Annotated in this window: 14 protein-coding genes; 7 read left to right on the forward strand and 7 right to left on the reverse strand. The window is 56.7% G+C overall.

Annotation, left to right across the window (positions count from 1 at the left end):
* From QQF33_RS05995 to tssB, 7 genes are all read right to left on the reverse strand, one after another.
* Positions 1-1,510: AAA family ATPase (locus tag QQF33_RS05995; protein WP_285157544.1), on the reverse strand; the 1,510-nt coding region annotated here is incomplete at its 3' end.
* 279 nt (positions 1,511-1,789) lie between these two features.
* Positions 1,790-2,281 carry an Hcp family type VI secretion system effector gene (locus tag QQF33_RS06000; protein ID WP_282492727.1) on the reverse strand — a complete coding sequence of 164 codons (492 nt, stop codon included), beginning with the start codon at positions 2,279-2,281 and terminating at the stop codon, positions 1,790-1,792.
* 2 nt (positions 2,282-2,283) lie between these two features.
* On the reverse strand, positions 2,284-4,014 hold the full coding sequence (locus tag QQF33_RS06005) for an OmpA family protein (RefSeq protein ID WP_285149859.1): 1,731 nt from the start codon (positions 4,012-4,014) through the stop codon (positions 2,284-2,286).
* A gap of 3 nt (positions 4,015-4,017) precedes the next feature.
* A complete protein-coding gene (gene tssL, locus QQF33_RS06010; protein WP_282492728.1) occupies positions 4,018-4,671 on the reverse strand; it encodes a type VI secretion system protein TssL, short form in 654 nt (217 codons plus the stop codon).
* Positions 4,668-6,005 (reverse strand): type VI secretion system baseplate subunit TssK, encoded by a 1,338-nt coding sequence (tssK, locus tag QQF33_RS06015; RefSeq protein ID WP_285145293.1) that lies wholly within the window; start codon positions 6,003-6,005, stop codon positions 4,668-4,670. The genes tssL and tssK overlap by 4 nt, the downstream gene beginning before the upstream one ends.
* A 12-nt stretch (positions 6,006-6,017) precedes the next feature.
* Entirely contained in the window at positions 6,018-7,568 is a 1,551-nt protein-coding gene (gene tssC, locus QQF33_RS06020) for a type VI secretion system contractile sheath large subunit (protein WP_282492730.1), read from the reverse strand.
* Between the two features lie 35 nt (positions 7,569-7,603).
* Positions 7,604-8,101, reverse strand: coding sequence for a type VI secretion system contractile sheath small subunit (tssB, locus tag QQF33_RS06025; RefSeq protein WP_285145295.1), 498 nt, complete (start codon positions 8,099-8,101; stop codon positions 7,604-7,606).
* A 905-nt stretch (positions 8,102-9,006) separates the two neighbouring features.
* On the opposite strand from tssB, the gene QQF33_RS06030 reads away from it, so the two are divergent.
* The 7 genes from QQF33_RS06030 to QQF33_RS06060 all read left to right on the forward strand — a co-directional run bounded on the left by QQF33_RS06030 (position 9,007) and on the right by QQF33_RS06060 (position 17,687).
* Positions 9,007-10,023: an iron ABC transporter substrate-binding protein gene (locus tag QQF33_RS06030; RefSeq protein ID WP_285157545.1), complete on the forward strand. Its 1,017-nt coding sequence runs from the start codon at positions 9,007-9,009 to the stop codon at positions 10,021-10,023.
* A gap of 25 nt (positions 10,024-10,048) precedes the next feature.
* On the forward strand, positions 10,049-11,623 hold the full coding sequence (locus tag QQF33_RS06035) for an ABC transporter permease (RefSeq protein WP_285157546.1): 1,575 nt from the start codon (positions 10,049-10,051) through the stop codon (positions 11,621-11,623).
* Between the two features lies 1 nt (position 11,624).
* Complete coding sequence (locus tag QQF33_RS06040) at positions 11,625-12,650, forward strand: ABC transporter ATP-binding protein (RefSeq protein ID WP_285157547.1); 1,026 nt, start codon at positions 11,625-11,627, stop codon at positions 12,648-12,650.
* A 102-nt stretch (positions 12,651-12,752) separates the two neighbouring features.
* Positions 12,753-14,393: an ATP-binding protein gene (locus tag QQF33_RS06045; protein WP_285157548.1), complete on the forward strand. Its 1,641-nt coding sequence runs from the start codon at positions 12,753-12,755 to the stop codon at positions 14,391-14,393.
* Positions 14,371-15,063, forward strand: coding sequence for a response regulator (locus QQF33_RS06050; protein WP_285157549.1), 693 nt, complete (start codon positions 14,371-14,373; stop codon positions 15,061-15,063). The genes QQF33_RS06045 and QQF33_RS06050 overlap by 23 nt, the downstream gene beginning before the upstream one ends.
* A gap of 357 nt (positions 15,064-15,420) precedes the next feature.
* Positions 15,421-15,903, forward strand: coding sequence for a SymE family type I addiction module toxin (locus QQF33_RS06055; protein WP_285145301.1), 483 nt, complete (start codon positions 15,421-15,423; stop codon positions 15,901-15,903).
* A 692-nt stretch (positions 15,904-16,595) separates the two neighbouring features.
* Complete coding sequence (locus QQF33_RS06060) at positions 16,596-17,687, forward strand: ABC transporter substrate-binding protein (RefSeq protein ID WP_282492738.1); 1,092 nt, start codon at positions 16,596-16,598, stop codon at positions 17,685-17,687.
* The last annotated feature ends 69 nt before the right edge of the window (positions 17,688-17,756 follow it).

Raw genomic sequence — 17,756 nt, forward strand, 5'->3', positions numbered from 1 at the left:
GCTCCTGGCCGTACTGGGTTTCCAGTTCGTCCAGTTCGACAATCAGACTCACCTCTTCGGCTTCTATCGCCGCCAGACGCTCGCCGTGCGTGGAGTGCCCCACCGCCAGGTCTTCCAGCAGCGCCTGCTTCTCCATCGCCAGCGACGTAAGCTGTGCGCGGATGCGGGTCAGCGGCTCCGGGACGGTGTCGAGACTCATGCGCACGCGGGCAGAGGCGGTGTCGAGCAGATCGACCGCTTTATCCGGCAGCTGGCGGCCCGTCAGGTAGCGGCGGGAGAGCGTCACCGCGGCGCGAACCGCGTCGTCATTGATGTGCACGTTGTGGTGTTCGGCGTAGCGGGATTTGAGGCCTCTGAGCATCAGGCAGGCGGTGTCGTCGTCCGGCTCGTCGACTTTTACCATCTGGAAGCGGCGCTCCAGCGCGGCGTCGCGCTCGAAATACTGTTTGTACTCAGACCAGGTGGTGGCCGCGATGGTACGCAGTTCGCCGCGCGCCAGGGCCGGTTTCAGCAGGTTGGCCGCATCCGCGCCGCCCGCCTGGTTGCCTGCGCCGATAATGGTGTGGGCTTCGTCGATGAACAATAAAATCGGTACCGGCGACTGCTGCACGGCGTCAATCACATTTTTCAGGCGCTGTTCGAATTCACCTTTCACACCCGCGCCCGCCTGGAGCAGGCCGAGATCGAGGGTGCGCAGAATGACTGGTTTGAGCGACTCCGGGACATTGCCTTCGGCAATGCGCAGCGCCAGCCCTTCCACCAGCGCGGTTTTACCCACACCCGGCTCGCCGACCAGAATCGGGTTGTTTTTACGACGGCGGGAGAGGATATCGACCATCTGACGGATTTCCGTGTCGCGGCCAAACACCGGGTCGATTTTGCCCTCTTTCGCTTTGGCGGTGACGTCGAGGGTGAATTTATCCAGCGCGTTTTGCAGCGCCGGGCTGAGTTCGCCCTCTTTCACTTCTGCACCCACCGGACGGCCGACAAACTCGACTTCGCCGCCATGTGTCTGCGCCAGCTCTTCTTCCTGCTGGACTTCGGCACGTTCGTCGGACTGGGCGTCCAGTAGCGGACGCAGGCGTTCGAGCTGGCTCTGGCCGAGGGTCAGCAGTGGCCACAGGCCGTCGCAGCGAATCAGTTTCGGGCTTTCCGTCAGGGCGCTCAGCAGATGCTGGCTGCGGATCTGCTCTTCTCCCTGCAAGGAAGCGGCCATCCAGGCCTGTTTCAGCAGCGTGTTGAGAGAGTCAGAGAGCGTCGGGCGGCTGCGCACCGAGCGCGGAAGCTGATCCAGCCAGCCCAGCAGCGCCTGCCACATGCCGTCCATATCCCACTCGTAGCGGCGCGCCAGCACGGTGAGGTCGCCTTCGCCCTGCTCCAGCAGTTTCAGCAGCCAGTGTTCGGGCAGGATTTCGGCGTGGGCGCGGGTCTGGCACAGGGAAGCGGCGCCTTCCAGCGCACGGGCGCAGTAAGGGTTAAGGCGACGTAACAGGACGGCTGAGTTTTCCATTTTTTCTCTCTTCTTTTTTCCGGGCACGCTACCGCCCTTCGCTGTGAACCAAAGCGCATGAGGTCAGGGAGGCGGATTGTGATTTTCCTGAGCGCCCGGCACGCAGACGCTCAGGAAAACTGCGGACAGGAAACCCTGTCCGCACAAAAGCATTTACCCTAAATAGTTCGTGTCGCAGGAAGGCGGCAAGTTCGCGAATCCCCGGGAGCATAGGTAACTATGTGACCGGGGTGAGCGAACGCAGCCAACGCATCTGCGGCGCGAAATATGACGGGTAAATTAGGCGGTAGTACGTTCGTTCCATGAATCGGAATGAATGATGTTGCCGTCTTTGTAGGTCCAGGTTATTTTTTCGTAACGCAGTTCGATCATTTCCAGATGGTTATGTTTTTCCATCGCAGGATCTTTGATGTCGTGCATTTTTGGTGCAACTTTCACCAGCTTCACGTTTTCCAGTTTGGTGTTGAAATACTCAACTTCCTGGCCCGCGTCGTTGATTTTGTACCACTTGAACTCAGCCGATTTCAGGGTCTGACCGGTGGTCACCGCCTTGTACAGATACGGGCTGGAGGAGTCGATTTCCTTGGTGAACAGGAACGGCGTGTGGATACGCGTACCGGTCAGTTTGCCGGTGTTGTTATCGGTTGGGATGTACAGGCAGTGATCCTGTGCAACCACTTCGATGCTGCCTTCGCGGTCCTTCACATCGACAGAACCTTTGATGTCTGCACCGCCGTCATCTTTCAGCCACAGATAAACTGGAATTGCCATTTTTACTTCTCCATTTTGTTTTGGACGACGTCATCATCCTGCGATGGCGTCTGGGGTTTGCCCGGTATCTGACAGGCATTGGCCTGAGGTACCAGACTGATTTCGACACGACGGTTGAGCGCGCGGCCTTCCGGCGTTTCATTGGTTGCGATGGGGCGGCTTTCGCCATAGCCCTGAACTGCAAAACAGCTCTCCGGGACGTCACCGGTGTCGCGCATCCAGTCGCGCACCGCTTCGGCACGTTTCTGGGAGAGCGTCTGGTTTAGCCCAGGATTGCCGGTGTTATCCGTGTGCCCGGCGACCACGATCAGCCAGCCCGGTTTGGCTTTGATGCCCACCAGGGAGTTCACCAGTAGCTTGGTGGAGCCAGGTTTGAGGTCGTATTTGCCGGAATCGAACAGGGACATGCTGTCGAGGCGGACAGTCTTTGGCCCCTGAACGATTTTCTTGATCACCGGAGGCGGCGGTGGCGGTGGTGCCCAGTCGCTGAGCGCCGCTTCCACAGGCGGGATCAGGCGCAATCCCTGATACAGGCCCAGACGATAGCGAACGGGTTCCCCACGGCGCAGCCAGTCATCCAGCAAGGCACCATCAGCCCGCAGGCGCTGCTGCGCCCTGAGTTTCGGCTGGTAAGGCTCGCCCTTAAGGGAGTGATACAGCGCCAGATGGTCACCAACGCTCTGGATCAACCGCTGGTTATTGATAAACGAGGCCAGCATGGCGAGCACAAGGAAAACGCCGCCAATAAGCCCAATGTGACGCCAGAACACCATCCTGCGACTGATCCCCCGATGCCGGGGAAGTGCTGACAGCAGCAGTTCGGGCAACGGTAAAGGTTCACCCTCAGACCGGGATTGTTCAGGCTCCAGCGCGGTAATCGCGGCAATATGCTGTTGCCAGAGATTGCCCTCGGCACCGCTGACCGGCAGCATGCAGATCCCCTGAGCACAGGGTTTCATGGCCGGAAGCTCGCTCTGACGGACTGACAGCAAACTGTCTACCGCGCTGGCCTGCCACGCCAGAAAACTGTCAAGCCACAGGGCCTGGCTCAGTCGTGACAGACGACCTGCGGCATCCGTTTCCCGGGTCCATTCGCTTAAGGATAAATTTCCCTGACCGGGCTGATGAACCTGAATGCCCGAGCGAGTGCTGACGGTGGTAAACCAGACCGGCTCAGGATCCGCACTTGCCGCTGGCGGTGAAATCCAGCTGACCGTCCACAGAGGAGGCAGACTGCCCAGTGTGCTGCGACACTGCACCACCGCCCGCTGCCAGCCCCGCAGCTGCTGCGCAAACGCATCAGCAGAAAGATGGCTTTCCGGCAGAACGGCCAGTAATACCGAAATCTGGGACACCAGCGCCGGACGGACCAGGCTCAGATGCTGGACCAGCAACGGCAGTTGCTCAGCATCTTTAACCCGCAGATACCAGCCCTGACGGGTTTCCCGATGACGATTTTCCGTCGCAAACAGCGCGGCGTTGTCTCCGCAGGCAAGCACGACTGCCCCCTGAAAATCTTCCGGCGGCAGGCTGTCATCCTGAATATCCCTGAGCGCCTCCTCCCGGCTGAGTGACAGGGTTCTCTGTCGCCATAGCAACGCGCCACAAACCAGCAGAACCAGAAGGCTGAGCGTTATCCGGCTTCCCACCGAGAGCGGCCAGAATCCCAGGATCAGCCACAGACACAAAATCCCACTCAGGGTAGTCAGCAGGCTCCGGTAAACGTCACGCATCATCTACCCCATGCTGCCAATCTGAGCCACCATCCCTGACAGGGTGGAGGAGAGGAAAAACCAGAGCGCCACCAGCACCACGGCACCGGTAACCCAGGAAAGCCAGTACCAGCGACGACCGCTGCGCAGGCGTGATGCCCGGGCGACAATTGGTGCATCCTGCGCAAGGGTAAACGGCGGAACCCGTTCACTCAGCGCCCGGATAACATCCTCGCGACGTTCGTCATCCTGCGCGCGATATTGCCCGACAAAACCGAGCTGGAGCGTGCGATACAGGCACAGCAGTACCGCCTGATCCGGCGCGGTTTCCTTAAGCAGGTTCCGGATACGTTCCCACAACTCCTCGCCCGCATTCAGCGTGCCAAAAAAGCGCGCCTGTAACGGGTCTTTTCGCCAGGCCAGATAGCCATCATCGGTCTTACCGCGGTTAAGTACGCTTTCATCGAGCAAGGCACACAGGGCATACACCATGTGGTCACGACTGATATCGCTGTAACCCGCCTCGGTCAGAGCCGCGCGGGCGTCCTGAACCAGACGACAGGCATGCCGATACAGTTTTTCACCTTCGCGAACGTCCTGTCCGCCCCGTAACTGACTGACCATCAGCCAGCCTGGGTAAAAGATGTGTTCGATTTGGCTGAGATCGGATGTCTTCATGTGCGCAGCACCGCAAAGAGTTCGAGTTTCACATCACCGAGTGAACCTGGGGTATAGAACGTACAGCTACCCGCTTCCAGCATGGCCCGCGCGGCATCGGTACTCAGATCCAGTGAGAAGTACTGGTTTTCCAGACGCAACGGAATCGCCGCCGGAACGTGACTGAGCGGTTTGATCACCATCCCGCTCAAGGCTACGTTCACCACATCGGAGACGTCGTCGAGACTGCCCGCTTTACACAGCAGCGGGAATTTGGTCTGCAGCTCATGATTCGGCATCGATGAGCGAACCGACAGATAGAAATCCGCCCCTTCACGAAGACGGGCATCGTGCAGAGAGCCTCTCCAGATCTGATCGATATGTTCCAGCTGAATGCTGATCACCCGCGACGGCAGGCTGGCTTCCAGCAGCTTGTCGAGCAACGTCAACAGCGGTGGGAAAACCTGCTCTGGCGCATCATGCTGGTAAGCCGGGATATCTCCGGCGTCATGCTCAAGTGAGAAGGTCAGCAGGCTACCTGCCAGGCGGACCAGCTCCCGATACAGCAGCTCCGGGTGGCGGGAAGGCGACTGCAACAGTTCAGCCAGGACCGGCTCTGCGCTATTCAGGGCATTGAGTAACCAGAACAGTGAGACGTCGGCGACGGCAAAGTCCGCCATTCGCTCATTGCTCTCGCGACGCATAGCCATCAGACGCCGACGGCGAGCCTGCAGACGGATCAGCAGATCGCCGAACTCAGTTACCAGTACCGGGCTTGCTGATAAGGACAGCAGCGGTGGCATGAACGACGGATCGCGGCTCCACTGGCCCTGAGCATTACGCACCAGGCGCGTCACCGGACAGGTCAGGTAAGCGGTGTTTTCCTGGGTGGACAACCGGAGTGTCATCGCCTGACGAAGCACAGCCAACTCACCGCTTTCGTGGCCCGCCAGCTCCTGCACGTTAACCCGCTCAGATTTCCATCTGCGCGGGCGCTCGCTGTCCTGACCGTCATCCAGATTGCCGCCATTAGCACTCAGCAGCGGCAGAGCCAGTAAGACTTCAACAGAATCGCGGTCTGCAGCCGTTGACAGGTCGCAGACTGGCGGCAGGTTGTCCGCACAGTCGGAATCGACGATCGTGCCGTCCGGAAAACGGGCCACGATGCGAACGGCGTTCAGCCGTGAGAGAGCCAGGGCAGCATCATCAAATTCTGCCGCCAGCACTCCCCACGGATGAGCAATTCCCATGCGGGCCACATTTTCCGCTACGTATGCATCCCAACGGGACTGTTGCTGGAACTGTTGCGGGGCCAGAAAGGCCCCGTCAGTCCATAACGGACGATAAATTTTCATTCCGTCTCCTGATTACGCTTTTGCCTTCGGCATCTGCGAGACCAGCGACAGGTTGACGTCCATTCCTTCCACCTGGAAGTGCGGTACGGCGTACAGTTTCACGCGGAAGAAGCCCGGGTTGTCTTCGATGTCTTCCACCAGCACTTTCGCGTCGCGCAGCGGGTGAGAGGCCTGCAGCTCATCGCCCGGATCGGTCATTTCAGTGACCAGGCCACGTACCCAGGTGTTCAGCTCCAGCTCCAGCAGACGGCGGTCTTTGGTCGTACCGATGTTTTCACGCTGAATCAGCTTCAGGTAGTGGGCGATACGGGACAGCAGGAAGATATACGGCAGACGGGCGTTGATACGGCTGTTGGCCGTCGCATCGGCGGTGTCATACAGGGCCGGTTTCTGGGTGGAGTTCGCCGAGAAGAAGCACGCGTAATCGCGGTTTTTGTAGTACGACAGCGGGATGAAGCCGAGGTTGGCGAATTCAAATTCGCGGGTTTCCGGAATCATCACTTCTGACGGAATTTTCACCTGGTTGCCGGTACCGAGATCGTACAGATGGATTGGCAGGTCTTTCACTGCGCCACCGGCCTGCGGGCCGCGGATCTGCACGCACCAGCCGTTGTTGATGAAGCTTTTCACCATGTTGGCGGCGAAGGCAAACGAGGCGTTGGTCCACAGATATTTATCGTGATCCGGGCCTTTCACTTCTTCGACGTAGTTGAAGCTGCGCACAGGAACGGTATCCGGACCATACGGCAGACGGCCCAGCACGCGCGGCATCACCAGACCGATATAGCGGGAGTCATCGGTCTCACGGAAAGATTTCCACTTGATGTACTCGGCGCGATCGAAGTAGTTACCGATGTCTTTGATGGCGGCTACTTCTTCCATCGAATCTTTGAGGAAGAATTTCGGGCCCGCGGAGCCGATAAACGGCATATGCGCCGCGGCAGAGACTTTAGACAGGTTGCGCATCAGCGCCACGTCCTGCGGGCTGGCATCGAATTCATACGCAGAAATCACCGCGCCAATCGGCTCGCCGCCCGGGGTGTCGTATTCTGCAATATAGGTCTGCTTGTACAGGCCACTCTGGATGATTTCAGGGGAGTCTTCGAAGTCCTGACGCAGTTCGTCTTTGGAGAGATCCAGAATTTCCAGTTTTACGTTCTGACGGAAATCGGTTTTATCGACCAGGTGTTTCAGGCCGCGCCAGACGGATTCGATTTTCTGGAACTCGTCGTTGTGCATCACTTCATCAAGCTGACGGCTGATCTGGAAATCGAGCTCGGCGATGTGGTGGTCGAGCAGGGTTTTATCCAGTTTTTCGACGGTCTGACCGGATTTTTTCAGGCACTGCATGAAGACCTGTACCGCCGCGGTCACGCGCGCGTCGGCAGAGGTTTCCGCCATCACATTATTGTCCTGGAAACCATCCAGTTCGCCGAGCTCAGAGACCGGCGTTAAATTGATTTTTTCGAACAGAGAGGCGTATACACCGCCCTGTGGCAGTGTTTTTTCCACGGTCATGCCGCCAGCGTGAGCCTGGGATTCGTTATTAAGAGACATAAGCATTTTACTCGTAATTATTCCGTTAATAGTTTCCAGTATTAAGCCTGGATCGGGGCGAGTGCATTTAACTCATTACGCAGTTCGTCGCTAAGGGCAGGGTCTTTCAGAATCTTTTCCAGTTCTTTCCGGAAAGTGACGTTATCCAGCAAGTTGGATTTCAAATCACGCAGCAAATTGCGCATCGCCAGCATCGCGCGCAGCTGTGGGATTTGGCGGGCCACCTGCTCAGGTTCAAAATCTTTCATATCCTGGAATTGCAGGCGGATATTTTCTTCTGAACCATCGCTTGCCAGCGTGTTTTTTACGGTGAGATTGATTTCGGGATTCAGTTCGGACAGTACGCTGTTGAAATTATTCTTATTAACGTTGATTTTTTCGCGTTCAGACAGCGGGCCTTCGGCCTTGCCGTTACTGAAATCGCCTACACTCAATAACTTAAGAGGGAGTTCTACTTTTTTCTGCGCGCCGCCGGTGTGTAAATCTAAGCGAATATTAACGCGCGCCTTGGGGATTTCCGATTGAAATGAATCTGCCATGATATATTTTTCTCCTGAATAAATTTATCTATAAATATAGATAGAGCACTCACGTAAATATTGGAGCTTCTTTTTACCAGCAATCAATTTCAAGGTAAAGGATACATAACCGCTTTTAATATTTTAGCGGAGCTAAAGAACTATTCAATTTTCATGAAGAATGCCGTCAAATCAGGCTTCCGAAGAAACAAACAAAGAAAATTCCTAAGACAAATAACGCTGCCCCATAATAAAAATAGGAATATTCACAAAATATATATATCAAAAATCTTATGCTTGAAATATGTATGTATTTTACGTCATTACCTGGTTGAGTTTTGGCAGGGTAAGCCTGACAGGGGGTGAAGGCTTACCATCATAATGACACAGGGATGGCTATTAGGTTTGAATAACCTCGCAATAAAGGTGATACAAAGTTATCAAAATGTTATCGAAGGTCACGTTTCTCGTGATTCTGAATAAAGAGTGCGCAGCATTATTCTGTTGCTTAATTCTGTTGTACTGGCACTTACATCTGCACCGCGCAGAAGGGTGTTTGCAACGATTATCTGGCATTTCTGCGCCACCTTTCGCCGTTAAGGGGGCTGACAGCTCCTCAGACCGTTAAGAGTCTGAAAAAACACATTCGGTCAATAAATGACTGAATCGTCTATTAAAAACACAGTTCGCCTCGAGATTCGATCGGTATGGCAAAATAATTTCCCGTTCTTAAGTTTTTTTTAATCTTTCACACCACCACACTCGGCAAACTGGTGTTTTATGCCGTAAAAACGGTGTTCCCCCCGATTTCGCTGTCTTATTTATAAGTGATAATAACTTTCATTATCATCCAATAATAATTGTGCTGTAATCCGCCTCGTTATGCTTTCTGGTGCTAATGACTCACTTTTATGAAGGATTAACTTATGAAATTTGGCGTATCGTCTTTGTGCTCCCTCGCGATGATGACCTCCTCGATGCTGCTGTCGCCGCTGGCACTGGCAGCCGACAACAACGAAGGTATCGTGGTGTATAACGCGCAGCATGAGAACCTGGTGCAGGCGTGGGTGGATGGCTTCACCAAAGAAACCGGCATCAAAGTGACGCTGCGTAACGGCGGCGACAGCGAGCTGGGTAATCAGCTGGTGCAGGAAGGCAGCGCGTCCCCTGCCGACGTGTTCCTGACCGAAAACTCCCCGGCGATGGTGCTGGTCGATAACGCTAAATTGTTCGCGCCGCTGGATGCCGCGACGCTGGCTCAGGTCGCCCCGGCTTACCGCCCGGAACATGGCCGCTGGACGGGTATTGCAGCCCGCAGCACCGTGTTCGTCTACAACCCGGCGAAACTCTCTGAAGCACAGCTCCCGCACTCGCTGATGGATCTGGCGAAACCGGAGTGGAAAGGTCGTTGGGCGGCGTCTCCGTCAGGCGCTGATTTCCAGGCGATCGTCAGCGCCGTGCTGGCCCTGAAAGGGGAAAAAGCGACGCTGGAGTGGCTGAAAGGGATGAAAACCAATTTCGTGGCCTACAAAGGCAACAGCACGGTGATGAAAGCGGTAAATGCCGGGCAGATTGACGGCGGCGTGATCTATCACTACTACCGCTTTGTCGACCAGGCGAAGACCGGTGAAAACAGCAAAAACACCCAGCTCCACTACTTTAAACATCAGGATCCGGGTGCGTTCGTCAGCATCTCTGGCGGCGGCGTATTGGCGTCCAGCAAACACCCTGAACAGGCGCAGGCCTTTATGAAGTGGGTCACCGGCAAAGCGGGCCAGGAATCTCTGCGCACCAACGACGCCTTTGAATATGCGGTGGGTGTGAATGCCGCGTCCAACCCGAAACTGGTTCAGCTCAAGGATCTGGATGCGCCGAAAGTCGAGGCGTCATCGCTGAACAGCAAAATAGTGATCGACCTGATGACGCAGGCTGGCCTGCTTTAATCGTAACGAACGTGGTGAGTGCTGAATGTCCGTTGTGAATGTTTCCGAAAAATCTATCGCGCCGCGGCCGGTCTCACCGCATCGTCCCGCGCCCGTGATGGTGATAATGGCCGTGGTGTTTTCGCTGCTGTCGCTGATCCCCCCTGCCTTCATCGTTTACATCGGTTTTGACACGGGCTGGGAAACCGTTAAAGCACTCATCTTTCGTCCGCGTGTTGCTGAGCTGCTCAGCAACACGCTGTTATTGGTCCTGGTGACCGTGCCCCTGTGCGTGTTTGTGGGGGTACTGCTCGCCTGGCTGACGGAACGAACCACCCTCGCGGGCCGTCGGCTCTGGTCGATGCTGGCGGTTGCACCGCTCGCCATTCCGGCGTTCGTGCAAAGCTATGCCTGGGTGAGCGCCGTGCCCTCGATTCACGGTTTGAGCGCAGGCGTTTTCCTTTCTGTGCTCGCCTATTACCCCTTTATTTATCTTCCGGTCGCCGCGGTGCTGCGCCGTCTGGACCCGACGCTCGAAGATGTGGCGGCCTCATTAGGCACGCCGCCGCTGCGCGTCTTTTTTCGCATTGTCCTGCCGCAGCTCCGGCTGCCGGTATGGGGCGGCGCGCTGCTGGTCGCGCTGCATCTTCTGGCGGAGTACGGGCTGTATGCCATGATCCGCTTCGACACCTTTACCACCGCCATTTACGACCAGTTCCAGTCGACGTTCAGCGGCCCGGCGGCCAATATGCTGGCAGGCGTGCTGGCGCTGTGCTGTCTCGCGATCCTGACGCTGGAAGGGGCCATGCGCGGAAAGGCACGCTATGCGCGCGTCGGGGCCGGTGCGCCTCGCGAACAAAAACACTGGCGACTGAATGCCCTCTTCCAGGTACTGGGTCAGATGTTTGCCTTTGCGGTTATCCTGCTGGCTTTTGTGGTGCCTCTGGCGGTACTCAGCCGCTGGCTGTGGCTGGGCGGCATTGAGAACTGGAATCAGACCAATCTGTGGATGTCGCTCCAGCAGACGCTGGTGCTTGCCGCCAGCGGCGCGGCATTAACGCTGCTTGCCAGCGTGCCCATTGCGTGGCTCTCGGTGCGTCACCCTCGCCCGCTGTTCCGCATGCTGGAAGGCTGTAACTATTTCACCAGCTCGCTGCCCGGTATTGTGGTGGCACTGGCGCTGGTCACGGTGACCATCCATTACGCGCGCCCCATCTACCAGACCGAAATCACACTGTTTCTGGCGTACCTGCTGATGTTCGCCCCACGCGCGCTGATTAACATGCGCGCAGGCATCGCTCAGGCCCCCGTTGAGCTGGAAAACGTGGCCCGCAGCTTAGGCAAAACGCCCTCCGCCGCCTTGTGGAGCGTGACGTTGCGCCTTGCCGCGCCCGGTGCTGCCGCCGGGGCCGCGCTGGTTTTCCTGGGCGTCTGCAATGAACTCACCGCCACGCTGCTGCTCTCTCCCCTCGGCACCCGCACGCTGTCGACCGGGTTCTGGGCGCTGACCAGTGAAATTGATTATGTCGCCGCAGCGCCTTATGCCCTGCTGATGATCCTGATCTCGCTGCCGCTCACCGGCATTCTCTACGTGCAGTCACAAAAACTGGCAGGGTTGTAAGATGATTGAGTTATCGAACATTTCGAAAAAATTTGACCAGACCACCGTGCTGGACGACCTGAGTCTGAAGGTGGAGGCCGGAAGCAGAACGGCGATCGTCGGGCCGTCCGGTTCCGGTAAAACCACCCTGCTGCGTATTCTAGCCGGGTTTGAAACCCCGGATGCCGGGCAGATCGTGCTGGGCGATCGGGTGCTTTTCGACCAGAACACCTTTATCCCCGCTCATGAGCGAGGCATTGGTTTTGTGCCGCAGGAAGGGGCGCTGTTTCCGCATATGAAAGTGGGCGACAACATCGCCTACGGCCTGAAAGGTTCGAAAGAGGAGAATCGCCTGCGCGTGGCGGAGTTGATGGCGCTGGTCTCTCTCGATAATCGTCTCGCCTCCCACTGGCCGCATGAGATTTCCGGCGGTCAGCAGCAGCGCGTGGCGCTGGCCCGCGCGCTGGCGCAGAAACCGGCGTTGATGCTGCTGGATGAGCCCTTTTCGGCGCTCGATACCGGCCTGCGTGCCGCCACGCGCAAAGCCACGGCGGATCTGCTGGAGCAGGCCGGTGTCGCCACGATTCTGGTGACGCACGATCAGCAGGAAGCGCTGTCGTTTGCCAGCCAGATTGCGGTCATCCGCAACGGACGTTTTACTCAGGTCGGCTCGCCGGTGGAAGTCTATTCCCGGCCCGTAGATGAAGAGACCGCGCTGTTTCTCGGTGACGCGTTGATTTTCCCGGCACAGGTGAACGGTGGCATGGCGCGGTGCTGCCTGGGCGATGTGCCGGTAAGTCATCTGCAGCAAACGGGCGACCGACGCATAATGCTGCGCCCGGAACAGCTGATGATCACGGCTGATCACCCGCAGCCAACGGCGACGATCTGCGAGGTGGATTTTACCGGCCATCTTTCGACTCTGACCTTAACGTCCCCGGACTGGCCAACGGCGCTGCAGATCAAAACCCTGAGCCAGCAGCACTGGCAAAAAGGGGTGTTGGTCAGGGTGATGATTCAGGGCCAGGCGTGCGTGTTGGCCTCCTGAAGTCTTAGCCAGGTTCACAACTCTGCAACATCCTGATTCCGGGGCTTCTGCCCCCATGTTAGGCTGCGAAAATGTCCTCTGGCCCTTTTTGTTGCAGGTCATATGAAACCCAGACTCCCTTTTCAGGTGAAGCTTTTTCTGTCGCTGGTGCTCTTTTCCTGCCTGCTGCTGGCGATACTGGGCGGGATTTTGTATCACGTCATCGACAAGCAGCTGCACCACGATTTAGGCCAGCGCGCCCGCGTGCAGGCCAGCGAAATTGCCCTGATGCCGGGTCTGGCAGAGAAAGTGGCGGCCCGCGATCTCCAGGGTATCGCCCGCATGATCCAGCCGCTGCGCGAGCAAAGCGATGCCAGCTATTTTGTGATTGGCGATGTGAACGAGCAGCATCTGTATCACTCCGAATCGCCGGAACGCCTGAACCTGCCGATGATTGGCGGTGATAACGCCGAGGTGCTGCGCGGCAAAACCATTATCTCGATGCGCCAGGGCGGAATTGGCGTGTCGCTACGCAGTAAAGCACCGATTTTCAATGCTCAGCATCAGGTGATCGGCATTGTCTCCATCGGCTATCTCACCTCTTACATCGCCAACATTAACGCCCGCCTGCTGTGGCAGGCAGCGTTTTATGGTCTGGCTCTGCTGTTGCTGCTGTTTCTCTTTTCGTGGATGTTTACCCGCAACGTGAAAAAGCAGATGTTCTGGCTGGAGCCGAAAGAGATTGCCCTGCTGGTCCGGCAACAAAAAGCGCTGCTGGAGGCGATGTATGAAGGGGTGTTTGCCGTCAACGCCGAGCGGCAGCTGATTCTGATTAACCGGGCCGCGCGGGAGTTGCTCGATTTGACCCAGTCCGAAGAGAAGCTGATCGGCAAACCGCTGGAGCAGGTGGTGCACCTCCCCCCGGCCTTTTTCGCCGACAGCGGGATGGCGCAGCACGATCAGATTACGGTGCTGAATCAGAAGCAGATGATCGTCAACCGCGTGGCGATCGCGCTCGATCCGAACGAAGCCAACGGCTGGGTGTTTAGTTTTCGCGACAAAAACGACATCAATACTCTGAGCAGTCAGTTAAGCCAGGTCCGGCGTTACGCCGACAACCTGCGCATCATGCGCCACGAACAGCTGAACTGGACCGCCACGCTGGTCGGCCTGCTGCAAATGCAGCGCTATGAGGATGCGATCCGCTACATTCAGGCCCAGTCGGAGGGCGCGCAGAAGGTGCTGGATTTTGTCTCCTCGCGCTTTACCTCCCCGGCGCTGTGCGGGCTGCTGCTGGGGAAATACGTCAGCGCGCGGGAAAAAGGGATTGAGCTGCAGTTTGATCCCGTCTGCCAGCTGATGCGCATTCCGCCGGGGATCAGCGAAACGGCGCTGATGTCGGTGATCGGTAATCTGCTGGATAACGCCGTCGACGCCACGCTGAAAACGCCCCTGCCCCGCGCGCCCGTTGAACTCTATATTTCGGACCGCAATCGGGATCTGCTGATTGAAGTCGCCGACCAGGGCAGCGGCGTGGAAGATACCCTCAAGCCGCATCTGTTTGAGCAGGGCGTGACCAGCAAACCGCAAGGCGAAGAACCGGCGGGGGCCGAGCACGGAATTGGTCTCTATCTGGTGGCAGGCTATGTGGAAGGGGCCGGTGGCAGTATTGAAGTGACGGACAACACGCCGCAGGGCACGCTGTTTTCGGTGTTCATTCCTTTTGAGACAGGAGGAGTCCATGACGCACAGCCAGCCGCTTGATGTCGTCATTGTGGAAGATGAGCCGCACCTTGCCGGGCTGCATCGCGAGTATATCGAGCAGAATTTCCACCTGCGCGTGGTCGGGATCGCGGGGACGATTGAGGAGGCCCGCGCCCTGTTGCAACGCCACCAGCCGCGGCTGATCCTGCTCGATAACTATCTCCCGGACGGTCAGGGCGTGGACCTGATTGACTGCCCGTTGCTGAAAAGCTTCGAATGCTCGGTGATTTTTATCACCGCCGCCAGCGATATGCAGACCTGCAGCCACGCCATGCGCAGCGGGGCGTTTGATTACCTCATCAAACCGGTCTTTTTCCAGCGCCTGCGAGCGTCGCTGGAGCGCTTTATGCTGCTGGTCCACACCCTGCGCCAGCAAAAAGTGGTGGATCAGCACGCGCTGGACAAGCTGTTTAATCTCCCCGCCGCCGACACCTCCGCGGTACCATCAACCAAAGGCATTGAGCCCAATACCCTCGAGCGGGTGAAGCAGGTTTTCACCGACGATCCCGACACCAGTTGGTCCGTGGAACAGGTGGTGGAAAAAACCGGCATCAGCAAAACCACCTGTCGGCGTTACCTGGAATACTGTGTGGAAGCGAAGTTGATTAGCGCGGAGCTACAGTATGGCAGCATCGGTCATCCACGCAGGTTATACCGAAAAGTCCCATAAAAACCGCCCGGTGGCGCTGCGCTTACCGGGCCTACGTTTCATGTCCTTGTGGCTTTTGTAGGCCGGGTAAGGCGCAGCCGCCACCCGGCAATTCGCGGGCTCCGTTCAGCCATTCCTGCAACCGTTACATTCCCCTTCACTTTTCGCGGAAGCGTCCTCGCATTTACTAACATTGCCGGTAATGACAGCGCCTGTATTTATATCCAGCAAGGTAGAATAGGCACGCGCGCAATTAACAAGGTTCGAACCAGGGAATTAAAAGGAAGGAATGAAAGTAACGTAATTAAGAAGACGCAGCGCAAAGGTGCAGGAACACCTTCACGCCGCTAACCACAAACAACTTATAAGGAGTTATTTATGGCTGTTCAGAAGTGTATGCCAGATCCCATCGTGGCCCAAACAGATCTTCCAGGATCAGAGGCTAATGATCGTTTTCCCGAGGTGACTCGCAAAACCAGCGCCCGGCGTCTGCACGGAAAAGCGCCAGATGCCGCCGCAATCCACCCCAGAGCCGACACTCCAGAATCCAGCGCCGCCTGCTGCGAGCTGCATTCGCGGATCCGCCAGAGCTATATTCCCCTTCAGGGCGAATGGCTGAAAAGAGCCGGTTTTTTCGACGGAATGCCGGTCAAAATCCGCGTCATGCCGGACTGTATCGTCATTACCCCGCAAAATACCCGCGAGCTGTGGGGGTGCCTGGAAGGTCTGAGCTTCATTGATATTAACCAGCGCAGAGTCGCCACCTGGCTCAAAACCTTCCCCTACCCCCTGAACGATACCGGCAATATCCCGGTGATCCGCCGTAAACCGGAGGATGGTTTGATTCGTGGAGGGAGTTGACGGGACTGCTCCCGGCCTGAGGGCCGGGAGGTTTTGGGATGCGGGGGGAGTGGCTGTTTTGAGCGAAGAGCGGATGCTTCACTTCTTACGACTCATTCATAAATTGAGTTAAAAATACAATTCCCGCCAGGCATTTACCGTTGCAGCAATTGCTGATGCTCAAAAAACCATGACGCCACCGTTTCCATAAACATTTTTTCATCGCATGCTTTAAGCTGCGGATGCCAGTATGCGGCCGGAAGTGACGTTTCAGGACATTACAGCATGTCTATAGATATTCGTGTTAATCAGCATGATGAGGACAAGCTGTATTAATTACTCCGCCTCCCCACTGAACCAGAACCCCCACCATTCCCCTTAAGGCATCCGCTGCACTGTTTAAAACATCCGCCCGGTGGCGCTGCGCTTACCGGGCCTACAAGGTCATCACGCTTTTGTCGGTTGGGAGGTTTGGGATGGGCGGTTTAAAACAACCGCCTACGTTTCGTGTCCTTGTGGCTTTTGTAGGCCGGGTAAGGCGCAGCCGCCACCCGGCAAAAAACCAATCACCCGTGGTTTCTATGGTGTTAATTGCTAAAAAAAGGCCAGCAATCACACTTCGGCAACAGAGCTCGTTCCCCCCTATTGTCTGTAAATCGCCATCCGCTATGTTGAGTTTTGACTAATAAAATGTAACTGAAAGGTTAATTACAATGTCGAACACAACATTCCGTATTTCTCTGCTTACCGCTACTGTGCTGTTCTCTGTCTCTGCCCTGTCCGCCCTGCCGCAAGGCTATCCGGCGGACTATCAGAAAGTCGTCGATGCCGCGACCAAAGAGGGCAAAGTGGTGATCTACTCCACCACCGATACCAAAGCCGCCGGGCCGCTGATTAAGGGTTTTGAGGCGACCTATCCGGGCATCAAAGTTGAATACAACGATATGAACAGTACCGAACTGTACAACCGTTTTATCAGCGAACAGGCGTCCGGCAGTGGGAGCGGCGACGTGGTCTGGAGCTCTTCTATGGACACCGGCCTGAAGCTCGCCACCGACTATGCCATGGAGTACAAATCGCCTGAGCAGAGCCAACTGCCAAAATGGGCGGTATGGAGCGACAAAGCCTACGGCACCACCTACGAGCCGGTGGTGTTTATCTATAACAAGCGCATGATCCCGGCGAACGAAGTACCGGATTCTCACGCCGCGCTGGCAAAACTGATCGCCAGCCAGACCGATAAATTCAAAAGCAAAGTCACCACTTACGATATCGAGAAATCGGGCCTCGGTTTTATGCTTTCGGTGCAGGATTCCAAAGCCGATCCGAACTACTTCAAAACCCTGGCTGACGTCGCCAAAGGCGGTTTAGCCGTGCAGTCCTCCACCGGCACCATGATGGAACGCGTCTCCTCCGGCGAAAACCTGATTGGCTTCAACATTCTGGGCTCTTACGCCGAAGCGCGTGCGAAAACAGACCCGTCGCTCGGCATTTCGTATCCGAAGGATTACACCCTGGTGCTGTCACGCGTGTCGTTCATCAGCCAGCAGGCGCAAAACAGCAACGCCGCGAAGCTGTGGTTTGACTACGTGCTGTCGGAGAAAGGCCAGAGCATTCTGGCGAACCAGGCCGATATCCCGTCCATCCGTAACGATATCGAAGGCAAAAACGACATCGACGGCATGACCAAAATGCTGGGCAATGCCCTGAAGCCGATTCCGGTGGATGAAAGCCTGCTGGAATACCTGCAGCCGAAAAAACGCCTCGATTACATCAAACAGTGGCGAGAAGCGGCAGGTAAATAACCTCACTATGTCTGATTGCCCGGTGGCGGCTCACGCCTTACCGGGCCTACAAAAAGTTGGCCGGATAAG

This window comes from Lelliottia wanjuensis (assembly GCF_030238365.1).
Classification (GTDB): domain Bacteria; phylum Pseudomonadota; class Gammaproteobacteria; order Enterobacterales; family Enterobacteriaceae; genus Enterobacter; species Enterobacter wanjuensis.

Bases quoted from the DNA above. Each gene is read 5' to 3' on its own strand.
- QQF33_RS06055 (WP_285145301.1), top strand. From the start codon at position 15,421: ATGGCTGTTCAGAAGTGTATGCCAGATCCCATCGTGGCCCAAACAGAT.
- QQF33_RS06050 (WP_285157549.1), top strand. From the start codon at position 14,371: ATGACGCACAGCCAGCCGCTTGATGTCGTCATTGTGGAAGATGAGCCG.
- QQF33_RS06045 (WP_285157548.1), top strand. From the start codon at position 12,753: ATGAAACCCAGACTCCCTTTTCAGGTGAAGCTTTTTCTGTCGCTGGTG.
- QQF33_RS06035 (WP_285157546.1), top strand. From the start codon at position 10,049: ATGTCCGTTGTGAATGTTTCCGAAAAATCTATCGCGCCGCGGCCGGTC.
- tssB (WP_285145295.1), bottom strand. From the start codon at position 8,101: ATGGCAGATTCATTTCAATCGGAAATCCCCAAGGCGCGCGTTAATATT.
- QQF33_RS06060 (WP_282492738.1), top strand. From the start codon at position 16,596: ATGTCGAACACAACATTCCGTATTTCTCTGCTTACCGCTACTGTGCTG.
- QQF33_RS06040 (WP_285157547.1), top strand. From the start codon at position 11,625: ATGATTGAGTTATCGAACATTTCGAAAAAATTTGACCAGACCACCGTG.
- tssC (WP_282492730.1), bottom strand. From the start codon at position 7,568: ATGCTTATGTCTCTTAATAACGAATCCCAGGCTCACGCTGGCGGCATG.
- QQF33_RS06030 (WP_285157545.1), top strand. From the start codon at position 9,007: ATGAAATTTGGCGTATCGTCTTTGTGCTCCCTCGCGATGATGACCTCC.
- tssK (WP_285145293.1), bottom strand. From the start codon at position 6,005: ATGAAAATTTATCGTCCGTTATGGACTGACGGGGCCTTTCTGGCCCCG.
- QQF33_RS06000 (WP_282492727.1), bottom strand. From the start codon at position 2,281: ATGGCAATTCCAGTTTATCTGTGGCTGAAAGATGACGGCGGTGCAGAC.
- QQF33_RS06005 (WP_285149859.1), bottom strand. From the start codon at position 4,014: ATGCGTGACGTTTACCGGAGCCTGCTGACTACCCTGAGTGGGATTTTG.
- tssL (WP_282492728.1), bottom strand. From the start codon at position 4,671: ATGAAGACATCCGATCTCAGCCAAATCGAACACATCTTTTACCCAGGC.